The sequence below is a fragment of the Pseudoduganella sp. GW821-FHT11H04 genome (assembly GCF_058807935.1).
Window position 1 is genome coordinate 14826 of sequence record NZ_JBXARE010000002.1, and the last position, 18470, is coordinate 33295.

An 18470-nucleotide genomic window follows, 5' to 3' on the forward strand; every position below is an offset into this window, starting at 1 on the left:
GGGTTAGGGTGAACAAGGGGGCCTTTTTTGTCCATTTGCTCGACCTGACCCCGACTTTCAAGTAAGGAGACTGCAATTATACGCGGGCTTATGCTGCCGGCGGGTCGATCGGTGCGGTCTCTGCCTTAGGTGGATCGATTGGCGACTTATCGGCCTCGATCGGTGCGATTTCGGTGGAGGGCGGATCGATCGGGCCGTTGCGGGCGGCGTCGCGGGCGTCTTTGGCGGCGTGCGCGAGGTCGGCGGCTTGGCCAGGCTGGGCCTGCTGCAGGCCGTAGGCTTTCGCTTTTTCGCTGGCGTTTGCCGGCAGGTAGTTGTCCAGCGAAGTGGCGGAGTCGACCAGCTTGAGCAGGCGCATGCTGAGGTTGCCGGCATCGCTTTCCTTGCCCTGATCGTCTTGCTGTTTAACTGTGGCGTTGACGGTTTTGTCCATCAGGCGGAACAGGTCGGCCAGGCTGCCCGGGAAGTCGATATCCGGGAAATCGACTTTCGGCAGCGGCATGGCCGGGTTCTGGTCGGCCAGTTCCTTACGCCGCGACGGCACACTGCTGGCGGCGCCGGCAGAGGCGCTGGCTTCGTACTTGATTTCTACTTCAAAGTTCAGCGTACGGCCGTCGGCAGTGGTGATCGTGCCTTTGCCGAGGAAGTGGGAGTCTTCGCTCAGGCTGAAACCCAGGGCGTCGGTGACGCCATCGCTTCCCTCGGCGTGCAGGGCGCCGGCGGCGAAGCTGGCGTTCGATTCCAGTTCCACCGAGTCGAACGCGATCTTGGCGCCCTTGGCGTTGTCGCCGAGCAAGCTTTTTGCGAAGCTGCCGATCAGGTTCTGTGCCATATCGACAGTCCGGTTGCCCAGTTGTTCGACGCGCTTTTGCAGGTCGACAGCGTTGCTCGACAGCGATACGGCGCTGCCGGAGTTCACGTCATGCACCGCGTTGGCAGGCGTAGACTTGCCATCCTGCTGGGTTGCTGCAGGAGTCAATGCGGTGTTCTGGTAGTGGCGTGGGCCAATGGAGTTCAAGGGGTTCATGATCGGAAACCTTTTAGGGCACTTCCCCCTGCTACGGCAAGTTTCAGGATTTCTTGAGCCAAATCAATGATGATGAGTCCACAAACCGTTCGATTCGAGGTAGGACCTCACCGCTTCCGGGGCGCCAGTGGCATGCAACTTCACTTCGCCGCAGCTGCAGACACCATAGTACGGCGTAATGTGGGAGCATGCAGAAGTTTTCTGCAAAGTAACCTTTACTGCTTTTGCGCATTTTGCGCATTTGAAAGTCAGGTTGCGTGGGGCTTTCAGGAACATGGCCAGGACTCCGGGCAAAAGGACGATTTTATCAGGCAAATATATCGACCGTTACTTGCTTTTCGGAATGCCCATAGGTGGAGGCGAGCTGTTGTTGCTTTGCTGAAATTTCAGCCTGGGCTTTCTGTGCCATTTGCGCGGCGCTGGACGCTACGCTGCGGTCCTGGCCCGAGGGATCGGCCGGGGCCAGGGCGGCTGCCTGGATCTGGCGCGCTTTGTTGATCGTTTCTTCGGGCGTGCGGCCGGGCGAGGTGTCGATATTGACTTCGCCGCCGACGGCATAGTTCACGCCATTCGGACCGCGCTGATAAGTATAAGTGGCGCCGGAAGTGGCGAGTCCACCGGCTACGGCGAGGTGGGCCTGCTCGTGCTGGCGCACCTGGAGGTCGCGTGCCTTGAGCTTGTCGATCTTGGCCTGGTCTTCGGCGGAATATTGCTGCTGGGCTGAGTCGGTACGCGCGGCCTTCCTCGCAGGCGCGCTGGCCTGCTGCGCGGCGGTGCTTGACGAGGATATGGCGTCGATTCCCATTTACACATGATAACAAATTGGGCGACGCGATCCGTCAACTGGCGGTCGCTTCCAGCGTTGAATGTGTGACCGTCACGCCGATGGAGGTTTACGATGGACCAGACCAAGCAGCCCACCAAGGAAGCAGTGCGCAACTGGATGCAATTGCGCCAGGAGGAGCGTCGCCCCTTGCCCGACGCACAGCAAATCCGCCGCGAGCTGGGTTGGGAAATGGTGCGCGATGAGCAGGAGCAGCGCAGCTGGCGTTTAGCTGACTGACACTGCACTGCGGCCGTTGGCGGCGGGTTGTACCACGATCCTGGTGGCGATCCGCTCGGTCATTTCCTGAACGTGGGAGATCACTCCGACTTTCCTTCCCATTGACTGCAAACCGTCCAGCGCGTCCATCGCGACGCGCAGGGTTTCCGCATCCAGGCTGCCAAAGCCTTCGTCGATAAACAGGGATTCCACGCGCACGCGGTTGGAGGACAGTGAGGCCAGGCCGAGCGCCATTGCCAGCGAGACCAGGAAGGATTCGCCGCCTGATAGCGAGTGCACGGAACGTTTTTCATCGCCCATGTGCAGGTCGCGTACCAGCAGGCCCAGCGAAGGCTGGGCGGGATTGTCGATGCGTTCCAGCTGGTAGCGCGGCGCCAGCTGCGCCAGGTGGGCGTTGGCGTAGCCGAGTAAAACGTCCAGTGTGAATTGCTGCGCGTAGTTGCGGAATTTTTTGCCGTCTTGCGAGCCAATCAGGTCGTACATTGTGGCCCAGCGTTGTTCGACTTCCTGCTGGTGGGCGATGTCGGCCAGCATGGCTTCGGCGGCCTTGCGGCGGGCGTCGTCCTGCGCCAATTGCAGCTTGAGGGCCGCGGACTGGTCGTGGGCTTGCTTGCGTTCTTCTTGAAGCGTCGCCAAGGCCTGTTCGAGCTCGGTCGCGCTGGTTTGCTCGCCTTTGGATGCGTTTTCCAGGTGGGCGGTGTGTTGGGCTTCGCGTTCGGCTTGCACGGCTTTGGCGGAGGCGAGTGCGTGGTCGATCGCTTGCAGCGCAGTGCGTTCGTCGCGGATGCTTTGCTGGGAGTGGGCGAGCAGGGTGCGCAATGCTTCCACGCTGTGGATGCCGGCGGCGTGGTTGTCGGTGAGCCAGGCTTGCAGGCGCGTGGCTGCGCCTTCCGCTTCGGCGTCTCGTTCTTTCAGGCGTTGGATAGCCTGGGCGTGGGCTTCGTCGGCGCGGGTGCGCTGTTGCGCGGCTTGCTGGGCGGATTCCTGGCGCGCTTGCAGCTTGGCGCGGGCGCTGTCGATGGCTGCGCGCAGTTCGGCTTCTACTTCGCGGACGGGGCGGCCTTGCCAGAGGGCTTGGCGTTCGGTGCTGGCCTCGGCCAGTGCGGCTTGCGCGGCGTCAGCTAGTGCTTGGGCGGCGCTGGCGTCGGCGCTGCTGCGTTCTTGGGCGGTGCGCAGGCCTTGAAGCTCGACTGCCAGCGCAGCGATTGCGGCGGCTCGTTCGTCGGCCATCTGGCGCTGCGCTTGCCATTGCTTGCTTTCGCGCGTGCGCTGCTCGTGGAAGCGTGCAGGACTTTCTTTCCATTCGTCCTGCCAGCCGACGTGTGACTGCGGGGCGTCCAACTGGTCGAGCAAGGTGGCGATTTGCAGGGCGGTGTCGATGCGTTGCTCGTCGAGCGCTTTTTGCTGGGTCTCGGATTGCACCAATGCTGCCTGCGCGGCGGCCAGGGAATGCTGCTGGCGATTGCATTCGGCGGCGGCTTGCTCGCAGGCGGTTTGCGCGACTTCGCGCGTGCGGCTGGCCTGGCGGTGGGATTGCTCCTGGCTTTCAAGGGAGCGCAATGCGTTTTGAACGCTGGCGCTGTGCGATGCGAGCCAGCCTGGCACTTCGTCTCGTTCAGCCGCCGCCAGGCTTTCGACGTGGCCAGCGAGGGCCGCACTGGCGGACTGCCAGCGGGGCTGGGCTGCTGCCAGTGCGTTGCTGATGTTGTGCGCTTCGGCGTTGAGGGCGGCGAGTTGTTCGACGCTTCCTTGGAGGCGGGCCTGCTGCTCGGCCTCGTGTTTCATATTGCGTTGCAGCTTGTCGCGGCAGTCGCGCACTTCGCCCAGGAGCTGCGCCAGCATGGCGTGCAGCGGGCCGTCTTCGTGGCGGTATGGGTGTTCGTGCGAGCCGCAGACCGGGCAGGCAGTGTCGTCCTGCAGCGTTGCCCGCAGCTTTTCGACGCTTTCTCCGGTGGCCGCTTCCGCCAGTTTCAGCGAGCGTTCGGCCTGGGTGGAGGCGGCAAACAAGGCTGTATTCAATTCGCGTGCGGCGGCGACTTCGGCCTGGGCGTTGTCGCGGGCGGCTAGCAGTGAGGCGCTGCGTGTGCTTGATTCTTGCTGGCGCTGCGTAAGTTGCGCCAGGTGTTGCCAGGCCGCGCTGGCGTCGACCAGCAGCGTGCGGTGCTGGTCGATGTGCTGGCGCTGCTGCGCGAGTTGGTCGGGGTTGAAGCTGGCCAGTGTCTTTACGGCCTGCTCGCGCTGGGCTTCGGCCTGGCGCAGACGTTCGGTGGCGCCTTCGAGGCTGATGCGGGCGTGCGCTTCATCCTGGCGCTGGCGGCTTGCGGCCTGCTGGACCGTCGCCAGGGATTGCGATTGCTGCTCGGCGCGGTCGGCTTGCAACCTGGCTTGCGAGAACAGCACGTCCCAGCGTGCCCAGTCTCGCGCCAGCGCGGCCCAGTGTTCATGTGCTGCCAGCCACTGCTCGCATGTTTGCTGTTCGTTGGCGAGCGACTGTTGTTTGGTTTCGCGAGCCTGCAATGCGGACAGGGCGGCGGCATCGGCCTGCATGGCGGCTTCGCGCGTGCTGGCGGCTTGCGTAAAAGCGGCTTGCAGCGGGGCCAGGCGAGTATCGAGGGCCTTCGCCTGGTCCAGCATTGGCGCGGCGGCTTGTTGCGCGCTTTCGGCGGCGGTGACGGCGGCGCTGGCCTGCTGGGCGTCGCCGGTCAGTACTTCCAACGCGAGGCGTGTGCGTTCGGCTTCCTGTTCGGCGAGCGAGATGGCAGCTTGTGTCGCGGCGCGTTCGGCGGCCAGGCGCACAACGTCGTCATCCAGCGCGCGGGCCGGCTGCACGGCGTCAAGTTGCGCAAGCATGGCGCGGCGGGGGGCTGCCGCTTCGGATTCGTTTTGACGCTGTTGGCAATGTTCGCGCGCGTGCTGCACGGCGCTCGCCAGGTTTTCGGCCTGGTGATGCCAGCGCAGGTCGGCTTCCAGGGCCGTAACGCGCTGCGCGCTGGCTTGCAGTGCTGCTTCGGCGGCTTCGGATTCGGCGAAGATCTCGGCGCGCTTTTCGGGCGCCAGGGGTTGCTGGGTTGCCAAGCCGGCGCTGAGGGTCTTCAGCTTCAGCTCTTCGGCGCGCCAGCGTTCGAAGGCGCGTTTGGATATATCGCTGTAGATGCCGCTTCCGGTCAGCGTTTCGAGCAGGGTGCCGCGCTCGTCGTCCCGGGCTTTAAGGAAGGCGGAGAATTCGTTTTGCGCCAGCAGCACGGCGCGTGTGAACTGTTCGAAGCTCAGGCCAATGCGCTGGACGATTTCGGCCATCACCTCGGTCTTTGTATGGCCAAGAGGCTGGAGTCCCGGCAGCTTTTGCAGCGACATGGCGCTTGGCTGAAGCGCACCGGCTGCCTTGCTGCGGGCGCGCCAGACTTTCCAGCGGGCGCGGTAAGCGGCGCCGTCGTTGCCGACGAAGTCGACTTCGGCCCAGCCTTCGGCGGCGCCTCGGCGCAGAAGGGTGCGCGGGTCTTGCGAGGACACGGGGTCGCCGACGTCGGGCGTTTTGCCTTCTGCTTTGTGCAGGCGGGGCGTGTCGTCGTACAGGGCCAGGCACAGGGCGTCGAGCAGGGTGCTTTTGCCGGCGCCGGTCGGCCCGCTGATGGCAAACAGGCCGGCCTCGGACAAGGGCTGGGACGTGAAGTCGACTGCGAATTCATCGGCCAGGGAGGCAAGGTTCTTGCCGGCGATGCGCAGGACTCTCATGGCTGCACCAGTTCAGCAAAGGCGGCCAGTTGCTCGGGCGGGGCTTCGCTGCCAAAGCGCTGGCGATAAAGGCGCTTGAAAATATCGTCCGGCTGCAGGGTCGCCAATTGGTCGAGCGAGAGCGCTGCTTCTTCGAAAGATGCGCGGGTGGCGCTGGAGGTTTCGATTTTCGCCAGGCGGACCGGTTTGCCTTGCAGCGCTTCTTCGATGGCCGTGCGCAGGCCCGGCTCGGGGGCATTGAGCAGGATGCGCACTTCGAGCAGCGGCTGCTGTTCGAGCGGTGCGTCGGGCAGGTCGAGGGCGGCCAGCGCTGCTTTGACTTCTTCCAGTGGGGCTGGTTTGTCGGGAATGCGCAGCAGCTGTACGGCTCTCGGGATCGGGAGCGCGGTGATCTTGCCTACATTGGCGCCAGCGAGGTCGATGCGCAGGACCTGGTGCTTATAGCCGGTTTCTGCGAACGAGAGCGGGATCGGGCTGCCGCAGTAGCGGATATGTTCGTGCGGTCCGACTTGCTGGGCAAGGTGGAGGTGGCCCAGCGCGGCGTAGGCAATTGGCGGAGGGAAGATGCCGCTTGGGAGCATCTCAGTCCCGCCGATGACAATGCGGCGCTCGGAATCGGCGGACATGGTGCCATTGACCATGTGGCAGTGGCCCATGGCGACGATTGCTTGTCCCTCGCCGGCGCGGGCGGCAGCCAATTCAAGTGCCTGGCGGTACAGCTCCGCGATGCCGGCAAGGTAAGGATCCGGCTGCGGCGCCGCGGGGGCGTCGTCGAGGGCGGCGCCCGCGGCGGCTTGCTCGGGCACCGTCGGCGCTTCGGCTGCATTGGCTGGGGCGGTGGCGTCGGCGGTTGGCGGCCGCGGGACGTCGCCGTGGCGCAGGAAGGGCACCGCCAGGACCCAGGCGGCGATGGCGCCATCTTTGCCGGTCAGCGGCACCAGCATGCGTTCCATGGCGATGTTGCCGTCCGTGTCGCGGTGCGGGTAGCCGATGACGGTGGTGCCGTGCGCCTCCAGCAGCGGGCCGGGCGCCTCAATGCGTCCCGGCGAGTCATGGTTGCCTGCAATGACGACAATATCCAGCTGCGGCGCTCGGGCACGCGCTTGCTGCAGGAAGGTGTACAGCTGCCGCTGCGAGGCCGCCGACGGATTGGCGTTGTCGAAAATATCGCCCGCCACCAGCAGGGCATCGGCCTGTTCGGACACGATGGTATCGAGCAGCCAGTCCAGGAAGCGTTGGTGCTCGTAGTGGCGTTCAAAATTATGCAGCGACTGGCCAAGATGCCAATCGGAGGTGTGCAGCAGGCGCATGAAATGTAAAGCGAGGCGTGGGAAGCGCAAATATAGCGCAAACGACAGCCGGATGTCTTGATCCTTGTCAGGCTGCGTTCGGCGAACGCACTTCCGACAAGGCGCCGCTGCTGCGATAGGTGCTGCGGCCGGCCTGTTTGGCTTCATACAGTAGCGAATCGGCCCGTTTCAGCAATTCGGCCGGGCTGACATCTTCGTCGCGGTAATAAGTGAGGCCGATACTGGTGGAGACGTGGGCCAGGATGCCATCCAGTTCAAAGGTCTGCTGCATGGCATGCACAATCTTGGAGGCGGTGCTGGTCGCATCGTCCGGTTTGGAAATGCGGTCCATGATGATGGTGAATTCGTCGCCGCCCAGCCGCGCCACCGTATCGCTGGCGCGCACAGTATTGGACAAACGTGCCGAGAAAGCCTTCAACAGCGCATCGCCTACTGCATGGCCGTAGGTGTCGTTGACCGGCTTGAAGCGGTCGATATCCAGGTACATCACCGCCATCAAACCGCCGCTTTCGCGGCAAGCGGTCATGGTTTCGCTGAGTTTTTGCAGGAAGCCGGCGCGGTTGGTCAGCCCGGTCAGCGCATCGACTTGGGACAGGCGCAGCAGCCGCTGTTTTTCACGTTTTTGCGCCGTCACGTCCTGCCGCATCACGTGGAAGCCGACCACGGTGATGCCATCCTCGTCCAGCTGGGGAATGTAGACCACGTCGTAAGTGCGCGGGAAATCGCCGCTGTCGTCTTCTTCCTCGAAGGTTAGCGTCTCCCCGCGCAGGGCGCGTGCAATAAACGGCTGCAGCACGCCATAGCGTTTTTCGCCCACGGTTTCGAGGATGGTACGCCCGGTGACGTGCAGTCCGCTCTTGCTGAATTCGCGCTCGTAGGCCAGGTTGTGGAAACGGTAGATTTCCTCGAAATCGATATATGCGATCATGGCCGGCAGGGTATCGGCGATGGTGCGCAGGCGCGATTCGCTCTCGCGCAGGGCCATGACGGATTTGCGTACCAGGGTGATGTCGTCCAGCGTGCCGACATAGCCGGCGATGGCTTTGTCGATCACGATCGGCGCTACTTTGATCGAGGTCCAGACTACTTTGCCGTCCGGGTGCACGCAGCGCAGCGTTTCCTGGAAGGCTTGCTGGGTCTGGGTCAGGTGGCGCAGCGAGGCGCGCAGCATCTCCCGATCGTTTGGATGCACAGCATTGAACCAGCCATCGCCAAGTGCGGTTTCACGCGGCATGCCGGTAATCGCTTCGAAAGTGCGGTTGACATAAGTGCATTTTCCATCCTGGTCGGCACGCACCAGGCCAAGCGGGGAGGCGTCGTTGACTGCCTGGAGCTCCGCCTGGTTCTGCCGCACCGCCAGCTCGGAGCGTTTGCGTTCGGTGATGTTGCGGGCGGTGACGGCCACACCATCTTCAATAGCGACGATCTGATGCCGCAGCCAAAGCGGCTCGCCGAATACAGTCGATTCGATTTCCTCTTCCAGCGGCTCGCCGGTTTGCAGCACGCCCAGGCATTTGTCGAAGAAACCTTCGCTATGCCAGCGCGGCAGCATCTCGCCCATGCGCTTGCCCAGCGCCTGCTCCGGGTCGTGGCCCAGGATGCGGGCGCCGCGCTCATTCACGTCAACCAGGATGAAGTCCATGATCGCGCCGCCTGTGCCGCCGCTGCGGCAAGCCTTCATCAGGAACAGGGTATCGAGGCTGGCATCGACGGCGGCATGCAGCTTTTCGCGGGCCTCGGTCGACTCCCGCATGCTTTCACGCAGGCGCCGCGCCTGCCGCGTGAGCAGGAGGCTGAACACCAGTACCACAATGGAAACCAGGGCGGTGAGTACGAAGTACAGGCGCCGCTGGCTATTGTATTTGGCCAGCGCGTGTTCGGTCGTATCGCCTACGACGGCCGTCAAAGCAAAGCGCGGCATGTCGCGGAAGGCATAGATGCGCTCCGTTTTGTCGACCGGCGTTTTCAGTATCAGTTCTTCCGGCATGCTGATCGGGTCGGCGGGAGCCACGAAATCAATGGTATCCGTGATGAAGAGCTTTTCGTCGACGCGGCCAATGGCCAGGCCGGTGTCGCGGCTGATCAGCATTACCAGGCCGCCTTCGTCCACATGCATGCGGTCATAGTCTTCCACGAAAAATGCCGGGTCGACCATCAGTACGATCACGCCGGCGAACTTGCCGGCCTTGTCGTCCAGCCGGCGGGCGATCTGTATTTGCCACTTTTTGGTGAGAGGTTCCACCATCGGGTTTGTGAACAAAGCCGAATCGTCGCCTGATGTGGACAAGGTCTTGAAGAAGGCCTGGTTGGCCGAATTGGGTGGAAATACGCCATGCATGCTGTCCACCAGCTTGCCGTTGGCATCGATCAGGGCGATCGGCAGTTCGAGCCGCGCCGGCATGACGGAATCCAGCAATCCACCGCGTCTGCTGAATTCGGGCAGGCGCAGGGCGCCGTTGGTTTCCTCGAATTTGAGCTTGAATAACTGGGTGGCATGGTCCGCCTGCCGCAAAATATGGCTGGAGCTTTCGGACAAGGTGCGCGCCAGCGAGTGGCTATGCTGCACAGCGTCGTAGTGGGCGCTTTCGGCGTCAGATCGCAATTGGTAGAAAACGTCGGCCCACAACAGCACCAGCAAAACCAGCGTGAAGGAGGGCAGCAGTATCATGCGATACAGCTTGTGAATGACTTGGCGGACGGTTGATTTTGGCACGGCTATATTCTGCGCCGAAAGCCCGGCAGCGGGGCAAAAAAAGCGGGAGATTGCTGCCTGGCGGCCACCATCCTTCGCAAAATGCCAAGAAATACTGTCAAATCACTATTAGAATAGGCGTTCACCTCTCTTAGGAACTGAGACTTGACCGAACTGAATCTCACCTTGTCCGCAGCGCGTGCCTTGCACCTGGCGGCCCAGGGATTGCTGCAGCCGCGCCGGCGCAAGGCGCAGAAAGCCGATGTACTGGACACCATCCGCAATATGGGGGTGCTGCAGATCGACACTATCCACGTGGTGGCGCGCAGCCCTTACCTGGTGTTGTGGAGCCGTCTGGGCGATTATCCCCAGCCCTGGCTGGAAGAGCATCTTGCCGAAGGCGCGCTGTTCGAGTACTGGGCGCACGAGGCCTGCTTCGTTCCGATCGAGGATTACCGTTTGCTGCGCCATCGCATGGTCGATCCGGCCTCGATGGGATGGAAATATTCAGCTAACTGGATGCGCGAGCGGCGTGCCGACGTCGAGCGCGTGCTGGAGCATATCCGCAGCAACGGGCCGGCGCGTTCGGCCGATTTTGAACGCACCGATGGCAAGGGCGGCGGCTGGTGGGAGTGGAAGCCTGAAAAGCGCTCGCTGGAAGTGCTGTTCACTGCCGGTGAGCTGATGATCGCGCGCCGTCACAACTTCCAACGCGTGTACGACCTGGCCGAGCGCGTGCTGCCCGGTTGGGACGACAGCCAGATGCCGGATATGGATGAAACGCGGCGCGAACTGGCGTTGAAGACCGTGCGTGCCCTGGGCCTGGCCCGCAGCGCCTGGGTGGCCGACTACTACCGCACCAAGCCGCCGCGCATGGACCTGGAAGCGCTGGCCGACGAAGGTTTGCTGCTGCGCGCCCGCGTCGATGGCTGGAAGGACACCGTCTACATCCACCACGAACTGGCCGACCTCGCGCGAGCTGCCGCCGACGGCGCATTGTCGCCGACGCTCACCACCATCCTGTCGCCTTTCGATCCAGTGGTGTGGGACCGCCGCCGCGCAGTCGACCTGTTCGGCTTTGACTACCGTTTGGAATGCTATACGCCGGCGGAAAAGCGCCGTTACGGCTATTTCACGCTGCCCATCCTGCGCCGCGGTGCGCTGGTCGGCCGTATCGACGCCAAGGCGCACCGCCGCGGCGGCACCTTCGAACTGAAAAACCTGGCGTTGGAAGAGGCCGTGCGCGTGACCGACCGCTTCGTGCGCGACGTGGCGGGCGCGGTGCAGCGCCTGGCAAACTGGCACGGTTGCCCGCATGTGCAGGTGCAGGCTAGCGAACCGCCGGTTTTCGCAGCTACGCTCCAGGCGGAACTGGATGCACAAGGAGTCGAACAATGAAGTTGGCCGCAGCCCCTCAACACGTGGTCGGCGCCGACGGCAAGCCGGTTTTGGGCCGTTTCTTCGGTACCGCAGAATCCTTCAACTGGCATTTGCTGGCCGGCGAACATGCACGCAGCAGCCTATGGCGCCGTTTCCACCACAAGAAGTGGCACTACGTTTCGCTGGTTTCTGAGCAGGTGATGGCGGCCGTCGCCATCGTCGACCTGGGCTGGACCAGTACCTGCTTCGCCTACGTTTTCGATCGCAACGACAGCGATATGATGGCCAATTACTCGCAGGATGGCCTGCCGGGCCGCATGTCGGTCAGCGTCGGGGAACACGCGGGCGCCGCCAGCTGGTTCCGCACGCGCGCGACGCAAATCAATATCGAACCGCTGACTGGTGGGCGAGTCCAGCTTACGCTGCGCTGCCCCTATATGGAAATCGACGCCGAATTCGGCCCGCCGGTCGCGCCCTTGCTGCTGGCCGCCGGGCCGGTGCAGGGCGGGGCGCTGCACGGCACGCAGAAGTCGCCCGGCATGCCGCTGAAGGGCGAAGTGCGCACCTTCCGCGACGAATACAAGCTCGATGGCGGCGTCGCCAGCTTCGATTATTCGAACGGCTTGCTGGCGCGCGAAACCTCGTGGCGCTGGGCTTCCGCACACAATCTGGAAATGGGCTTCAACTTGCAATCCGGCTATTTCGGCGGCAATGAGAACGCGCTATGGATCGACGGCGAGGTCGTGCCGCTGGCGCCGGCGCATTTCATCTTCGACCCGCAAGACCCGATGCAGCGCTGGCATATCTTCACCGAAGACGACCAGTTGGAACTGTTCTTCACGCCGGACGGCGCGCGCCGCCAGGACCGCAACCTGATCGTGGCAGCGAGCCGCTACATCCAGCCGGTAGGCCACTTCAGCGGCTGGGTGCGCAGTGAGCCGGAAGGGCCAAAACGCATCGTCACCCAGCTCGCTGGCGTGACGGAGGATCATTACTCGCGCTGGTAAAGGAAAGCCGCCATGAGCATCAGGAATATGGACAGCCTGTTCGAGCCCGGCTCGGTGGCCATCTTCGGCGCCTCGCTGCGGCCGGACCGCATGGGCACCCAGGTGATGAACAATATGGCGGAAAGCGGTTTTGCCGGCGCCATCTGGCCGGTCAACCCAAAATACGAGCAGCTGCTCGGCATTCCGTGCTACCCGCGCCTGTCGGCGCTGCCGCGCGCGCCGGACCTGGCCATCATCTGCACCCCCCCGGACACGGTGCCCGGCCTGATCGCCGACCTGGGCGCACGTGGTACGCGCGGCGCCATCATCCTGACGCCGGTCAGCGACACCATCCGCCAACAGATCATGAAGGCGGCGCGGCCCCACCTGCTGCGCATCCTGGGCCCCGGCGGCATCGGCCTGGTCGCCCCGCTGGCTGGCCTGAATGCCAGTGCTGCCCACGCCGGCGCCAAGCCGGGCAAGATCGCCTTCATCTCGCAATCATCGACTGTGATGACGGCGGTGCTGGATTGGGCTCGGCAGCATGGCATCGGTTTTTCGCGCATTGTGTCGCTGGTGGAAGGCGGCGATATCGACCTTGGCGATATGCTCGACTTCCTGGCTGCGGACGACGACACAGCCGCCATCATCATGCACATCGAATCGGTCACATGCGCACGCAAATTCATCTCGGCGGCCCGGCTGGCGGCGCGCGGCAAGCCCGTGGTGGTGCTGAAGGCCGGCCGCAGCAGCGACGACAAGGTGTACGACGCCGTGATCCGACGCGCCGGCATGTTGCGTGTGTATTCCTCGGCCGACCTGTTCGACGCGGTGGAGACGGTGGCGCGGGCGCGGCCCGGGCGCGGCACTCGCCTGGCCATCATGAGCAACGGCAGCGGCACCGGTCAATTGGCGGCCGATGCGCTGCAATACGTGCACGGTAAGCTGGCCCAGTTTTCAGCGGAAACAGGAAAGCGCCTGAGTAAGGAGCTACCGGCCGGGCTGTCGCTGGCGAATCCGATCGACATCGGCGGTGAAGCAAGCGCCGAACGCCATGCCGCCGTGGCAGGTGCGCTGTTGGCCGACCAGAACGCCGACGCGCTGCTGATGGTGCACGCGCCGTCTTCCGCCACCGCCAGCACCGGCGTGGCGCAAGCCCTGGTGCCGCTCGTGCAGCAAAGCAGCCGCTGCGTGCTGTCCTGCTGGCTGGGAGGGGAATCGGTGGCAGGCGCGCGGCAGGTCTTTGCCGACGCCGGCCTGCCAAGCTACGACACGCCTGAAAAAGCCGTGCGCGCCTTCAGCCAGGTCGTGCAGTACTCGCGTAACCAGGCCTTGCTGATTGAAGTGCCGGGCCAGGTGCCGGCCCATTCGGTGCCGGAGCGCCAAGCGGCGCGCCAACTGGTGGAAGCTGCCCGCGCCGCCGGCAATGCCGAATTGTCGCAGGCCGACCTGGCTGCCGTGCTGGCCGCATACGGCTTGCCGCTGGCGCCAAACGTCGCCTGTGGGGACGCGCAACGACTTCGCATCGGCATGCAGCACGACCCGGTGTTCGGCCCCGCCATCAGCGTTGGCCTGGGCGGCAGCGCCGGCCGCGTGGTGGATGACCGCGCCGTCGGCCTGCCGCCGCTGAACACGGTGCTGGCGCGCGACATGCTGCGCCGCACCGGCGTTGGACGAACCCTGGTGGAAGAGCGCGAAATCCTGTGCCGCGCCCTGGTGCATGTGGCTGAACTGGTGGCCGACATCGGCGAAATCGCCGTATTGGAAATCGATCCCGTTACGGTGCAGGACGGTGTGCTGCACGTGCATGGCGCGCGCGCCACGCTCGGCCTGCGCAGACCTGAAAGCAGTATGGCGATCCGCCCCTACCCGCAGGAGCTGGAGCAGGAAATCGCATGGCAGGGGGCACCTTTGCTGCTGCGCCCGATCCGGCCGGAAGATGCGCCGGCGCATGTGCGCTTCTTCAGCCAGCTTGCTCCCGACGACGTGCGCCTGCGCTTCTTCTCGGCAATGAAAGAATTGCCGCCGACCCAGCTCGCGCGCCTGACCCAGATCGACTACGACCGCGCCATGGCTTTCATCGCGACGCGCACCGGCGTTGACGGCCTGCCGGAAACGCTGGGCGTGGTACGGGCGGTTGCCGATCCGGATAACCAAAAAGCAGAATTTGCCATCATCGTGCGTTCCGATTTGAAAGGTAAAGGCCTGGGAAATATCCTGTTCCAGAAATTGCTTGACTATTTCAGCAGCCGCGGCACGCGAGAAATTACAGGCGAAGCGTTGTCCGAGAATATCGGAATGCAACAACTGATGCGAAGATTTGGCGGAACCGTGACGCCGTCGCAAGAAGCTGGTATGGTTGATCTTCGCCTTGCGCTGCATTTGAAAACCTCCTAAATTAGGAGGGCGCTGTGACGTTACATTGATGAATGTCAAAGCGAATCTGTCGGTCTTATTTACACTTGTACTTCCGTTTCCGTAGCGATATTTGGGAGCAAGAATGTTAACGGCCACATATACATTAGTTGCGCTATCCGTTGAACAGGCTAACGTGCGCCTTAGCCTGCTGTCGTTTCAAAAATACGTGCAATCGACGCTGTTGCGGCAACAGCGTTTGACCCTGTCCCAGCTTGAATATGCTTGCGAAACCCTGGAGCGCCTGTACCAGGCCTGCCATTGGCGCAAGATCGAGCTGTACCTGATTCCGGCGTTGCAGAACGCAACGGAGCAGGCTAACCAATTGCTTGATGAATTGAGCCGCCTGAATAATGCAGCCTTGTCCGTGATCCGGCGCCTGCAGACTGAGCTCGATACAGCAAGCGAGCACACTGAACGCCAGGTGGCGGAGATCTGCGAATCGATCGAGACTTTCTGCACGCTGTTATTACAGCGCCTGGAGAAAGAGGAAAAGGAATTGTTCTCCATTGCGAGGTCCGCGATTGGTGGCGAAGCGTGGTTTGACATCGCGAACAAGTTCCTGGCCCATGACGCTCAAGTGGTGGAAGCGCGCCGCGTGCCGTGTTCCGCCGAAAAAGACAGGAAGGCTTTGACCGAGGCCAAGCAGGTGCGTGCATCCCTGCGGCAAGAAGAGCAAGCCGAGATTCCTGTGCCGAAGCTGCGCTACCACCGGCGCAGCCGTTTGGCCCATCGCGCTGCGGATACGGTCTGAACACGCCGTGCCTGCATTCGCCGCCCTTGCCGGGCGGCGCTGCGCTATGATGGTGGTTTTGATCCATTCATAGCACAACTATGTTTGAGTTCCTATTCAAGCAGCAGGCCAGCCAGGCCAGCGTTGCCGGCCAGTCCAGCGCCGGCGGTCCGCAGGCGCCCCTGGGTTCTCCAGCAGAACGCCGCGCGGCGCAAGCTGAGCTTGCCCGCAATATGGCGGGTGATGAGGCTGCTGCGGTCGAGCTCATCCTTAATAGCGAATTTGCCGACGTGCGGCTGGCTGCGGCCGAGCATGTGATGTCGCAGGCTGCGCTGGAGAAAGTGCAGCACGCGGTGCGCAATTCCGACCGGCGTGTAGCCAAGCTGATGCAGGGGCGGCTCGATGCGATCCGCCACGTGCAGGCAGAGCAGAAACAGGCGCAGGCGTGTATTGCTCTTGCGCAGCGTTTGTTGGCCGATGAAAAGCTCACACCCAATCTGGTCGCCGATCTCGACCGGCAATGGAAAGTTGTCGATGCAGCGCCGGAAACTGCTGCTGAGTTCGCCCATGTGCGCGAGTCGCTGGCCGAGCGCCTGGAAGCCCAGGTATCGCTGCAGCGTTCCATGATCGATGCGCTGGCCGCTGTGCGCAAGCATCCGGATGCCGTCGAGCTTGAACGACTTAGCAGCGAGCATACTGGCCATTTGGCTTCGCCCGAGCGCGCCTCGCTGCCGCGCCACCTCCTGAATGACTTCGACGCCGCGTTGACGGCCGAACGCGGCGCCCGGGCGCCCGCTGCGCCTGTCGCAACCAGCGTAAACGGAGAGGTTACTGCCGGCGCGCACGCGCTCGCCGCGGATGCCCAACCCGACGGCGCAGCCGACGGGGCAAGCGCCGGCCCCGCCGGGAATGGCGAAACGCCGCCGCCGGCATCTGCCGCAGCAGCTCATCCCGCGCGTCCACCAAAGCACAAGGCCACTCCCGCCGAGCAGGAAGCCAACCGCCACTTCATGGACCTGGTGGAAGCGATGGAGGCCGCACTGGCGCAAGGCCAGCTCCACATCGCCGCCGAACACGATAAAACGCTCAAGGACAGCAAGACAGGCCGACTGACCCCGGCGCAGGCCGAGCGCCTGGCCCACGTGCGGGCCGACCTGAAACGCCTGGGCGACTGGGCTCGCTGGGGGGGCAATGTCTCGCGTGAAGAACTGGTGCACGCGGTCGAAAGCCTGCCGGCGGAAGGTCTCGGCATGAGCGAGCTGGCGAAAAAAGTCGGCAGCATGCGCGAGCGCTGGAAGTCGCTCGACGGCGTCTCCGGCGCCGCCCCCAAGTCGCTGTGGGAAAAATTCGACGCCGCCTGCACCGCCGCCTACGCCCCAGCCGCCGCCCATTTCAAGCAGCTTGCCGACGAACGCCACTCCAATGCGGCAAAGGCGCAACAGCTGGTGGACGAAGCAAATGCGCTGATCGCCAAGGATGCTGCCCAGTTGGAAGCTGCCGGCGGCGCCCAGGTCGACCGCGAAGAATCCGCCTCCGGCAACTTGCCGCACACGCACGACTGGCGCGCGCTCGCATCGACCACCCAGCGACTGCGCCAGGCCTGGAGCCGTCTCGGCACCATCGACCGCAAGGACAAAAAACGCCTCGACGCCGCTTTCAGCAAGGCCATGGACGCCTTGATGGAACCCCTCGACTCCCAACGCCGGATCGAAGTCGCCCGCCGCGAGCAGTTGATTGAAGAAGTAGGCAAGCTCAATCCGCTGGATCGCCACACCATTGACACCCTGCGCCGCCTGCAGGAGTCCTGGCAGGGCCACGCCCGCGCCTTGCCGCTCGAACGCAAGACCGAGCAAGCCTTATGGCAGAAATTCCGCGGCGCCTGCGACCAGATTTTCGCCAAGCGCAAAGAGCACGCCCACGCCGCGGACCATGAACGCAAGGCCCACCTGCATGCTCGCGAGGCAATTTGCGCTGGCCTGGAGTCGGCCACTTTCGAAGGCGACGACAAGGCCGTGCTGGGCGCCATCGGCAAAACCCTGAAAGATACTGCGGTCGCCTGGCATGCGTCGGGCGTGGTGCCGCGTTCGAGCGAACAGAAAATCGACCAGCGTTACCGGGCTGCGGTCGGCGCCCTGCAATCGCAGGCCGACGGCATCCGCAAACGGGCCGGCGCCGCGCAGGCAAATGCATTGCGTGAGAAACTACGCCTGGTGCAGGCGCTGGAAAGCGCGCTGGCCGAAGCCGGCGACGTCGATGGCGCGGATTGGAACAGCCGTTGGCAAACCTTGCCAGCGCTGCCGACGGAACAGGAGCGCACCTTGCGCGCCCGCTTCGACGCCGCATTGAAAGCCGCCGGGGAGGGCGCTGCAGCGCGAGCCGCCTACGCCGGCCAACTGGAAAACAACCGTCAACGCCTGCTGTCCGAAGTGCTGCGCCTGGAAATCGTGGCCGGCATCGACAGCGGGGCGGAATTTGCGAAAGACCGATTGAAAATGCAGGTAGAAGTATTGCAGTCCTCCCTCAAATCCGGCCAGAAGCCGGCCAGCCACGCCGCCCAGTTTCTTGCCCTGTGCGCCATGCCCGCCCTGGCGGATGCACGCACGTCCAGCCGCATAGAGCAGCTGTTCCGCAAGATTGGTGCGGAGGGCAAATGAACGACGTTCGCATTCAAACGGAAGACTTCGACCTTTCCCACGAAATGGCGCAACTGCGCGCCGGAAACGCCAAGGTCGGCGCTATAGTCAATTTCGTCGGCACGGTGCGCGACCTGAATGAAGGCGCTTCCGTTGCGGAGATGGAGCTTGAACATTACCCGGGCATGACCGAGCAGTCGATCCAGGCCATCATCGACCAGGCCAAGCAACGTTGGCCGATCTATCATGCGCTGGTGATCCACCGGGTCGGGCCGCTCAAGCCCATGGACCAGATCGTGCTCGTGGCCGTCACGTCACCGCATCGGGGCGAGGCTTTCTCGGCTTGCGAATTTATCATCGATTACCTGAAAACCGAGGCGCCGTTCTGGAAGAAGGAGCAGACGCCGGAAGGAGCACGCTGGGTTGACGCCCGCACAAGCGACGACGATGCGTTAAGAAAGTGGTCTTGAAAATTGTTAACGCATCCTCATGTTGTCCT

12 protein-coding genes are annotated in these 18470 nt (G+C 63.5%); 7 read left to right on the forward strand and 5 right to left on the reverse strand.

What is annotated here, in order from left to right:
- Window positions 1–88: 88 nt before the first annotated feature.
- Together AC1RTP_RS03930 and AC1RTP_RS03935 are read right to left on the reverse strand one after the other, a co-directional pair.
- Entirely contained in the window at window positions 89–1027 is a 939-nt protein-coding gene (locus tag AC1RTP_RS03930; protein ID WP_498604933.1) for a hypothetical protein, read from the reverse strand.
- A gap of 307 nt (window positions 1028–1334) precedes the next feature.
- The gene (locus AC1RTP_RS03935) at window positions 1335–1832 is read right to left on the reverse strand and encodes a putative metalloprotease CJM1_0395 family protein (RefSeq protein WP_498604934.1); all 498 of its coding nucleotides are present in this window, start codon (window positions 1830–1832) and stop codon (window positions 1335–1337) included.
- 93 nt (window positions 1833–1925) lie between these two features.
- Here AC1RTP_RS03935 and AC1RTP_RS03940 point away from each other — a divergent pair, with 93 nt between their 5' ends.
- The gene (locus AC1RTP_RS03940) at window positions 1926–2090 is read left to right on the forward strand and encodes a hypothetical protein (protein ID WP_498604936.1); all 165 of its coding nucleotides are present in this window, start codon (window positions 1926–1928) and stop codon (window positions 2088–2090) included.
- Here the strand turns inward: AC1RTP_RS03940 and AC1RTP_RS03945 are convergent.
- The 3 genes from AC1RTP_RS03945 to AC1RTP_RS03955 form a co-directional block, all read right to left on the reverse strand.
- Window positions 2079–5822, reverse strand: coding sequence for an AAA family ATPase (locus AC1RTP_RS03945; RefSeq protein WP_498604937.1), 3744 nt, complete (start codon window positions 5820–5822; stop codon window positions 2079–2081). The two genes, AC1RTP_RS03940 and AC1RTP_RS03945, sit on opposite strands and share 12 nt — an antisense overlap.
- Window positions 5819–7132 (reverse strand): exonuclease SbcCD subunit D C-terminal domain-containing protein, encoded by a 1314-nt coding sequence (locus AC1RTP_RS03950; protein ID WP_498604938.1) that lies wholly within the window; start codon window positions 7130–7132, stop codon window positions 5819–5821. Before AC1RTP_RS03950 ends, AC1RTP_RS03945 begins: the two co-directional genes overlap by 4 nt.
- A gap of 67 nt (window positions 7133–7199) precedes the next feature.
- Window positions 7200–9845 (reverse strand): sensor domain-containing diguanylate cyclase, encoded by a 2646-nt coding sequence (locus tag AC1RTP_RS03955; protein WP_498604940.1) that lies wholly within the window; start codon window positions 9843–9845, stop codon window positions 7200–7202.
- Window positions 9846–9989: 144 nt separating this feature from the next.
- Here AC1RTP_RS03955 and AC1RTP_RS03960 point away from each other — a divergent pair, with 144 nt between their 5' ends.
- The 6 genes from AC1RTP_RS03960 (at window position 9990) to moaE (ending at window position 18441) form a co-directional block, all read left to right on the forward strand.
- Window positions 9990–11222 carry a winged helix-turn-helix domain-containing protein gene (locus AC1RTP_RS03960; RefSeq protein ID WP_498604942.1) on the forward strand — a complete coding sequence of 411 codons (1233 nt, stop codon included), beginning with the start codon at window positions 9990–9992 and terminating at the stop codon, window positions 11220–11222.
- Complete coding sequence (locus AC1RTP_RS03965; RefSeq protein ID WP_498604943.1) at window positions 11219–12211, forward strand: DUF2804 domain-containing protein; 993 nt, start codon at window positions 11219–11221, stop codon at window positions 12209–12211. Before AC1RTP_RS03960 ends, AC1RTP_RS03965 begins: the two co-directional genes overlap by 4 nt.
- Before the next feature lie 12 nt (window positions 12212–12223).
- A complete protein-coding gene (locus AC1RTP_RS03970) occupies window positions 12224–14587 on the forward strand; it encodes a bifunctional acetate--CoA ligase family protein/GNAT family N-acetyltransferase (protein WP_498604944.1) in 2364 nt (787 codons plus the stop codon).
- A 103-nt stretch (window positions 14588–14690) separates the two neighbouring features.
- Window positions 14691–15359: a hemerythrin domain-containing protein gene (locus AC1RTP_RS03975; RefSeq protein ID WP_498604946.1), complete on the forward strand. Its 669-nt coding sequence runs from the start codon at window positions 14691–14693 to the stop codon at window positions 15357–15359.
- Between the two features lie 80 nt (window positions 15360–15439).
- The gene (locus tag AC1RTP_RS03980) at window positions 15440–17992 is read left to right on the forward strand and encodes a DUF349 domain-containing protein (protein ID WP_498604948.1); all 2553 of its coding nucleotides are present in this window, start codon (window positions 15440–15442) and stop codon (window positions 17990–17992) included.
- Window positions 17989–18441 (forward strand): molybdopterin synthase catalytic subunit MoaE, encoded by a 453-nt coding sequence (gene moaE, locus AC1RTP_RS03985; RefSeq protein WP_498604950.1) that lies wholly within the window; start codon window positions 17989–17991, stop codon window positions 18439–18441. Before AC1RTP_RS03980 ends, moaE begins: the two co-directional genes overlap by 4 nt.
- The last annotated feature ends 29 nt before the right edge of the window (window positions 18442–18470 follow it).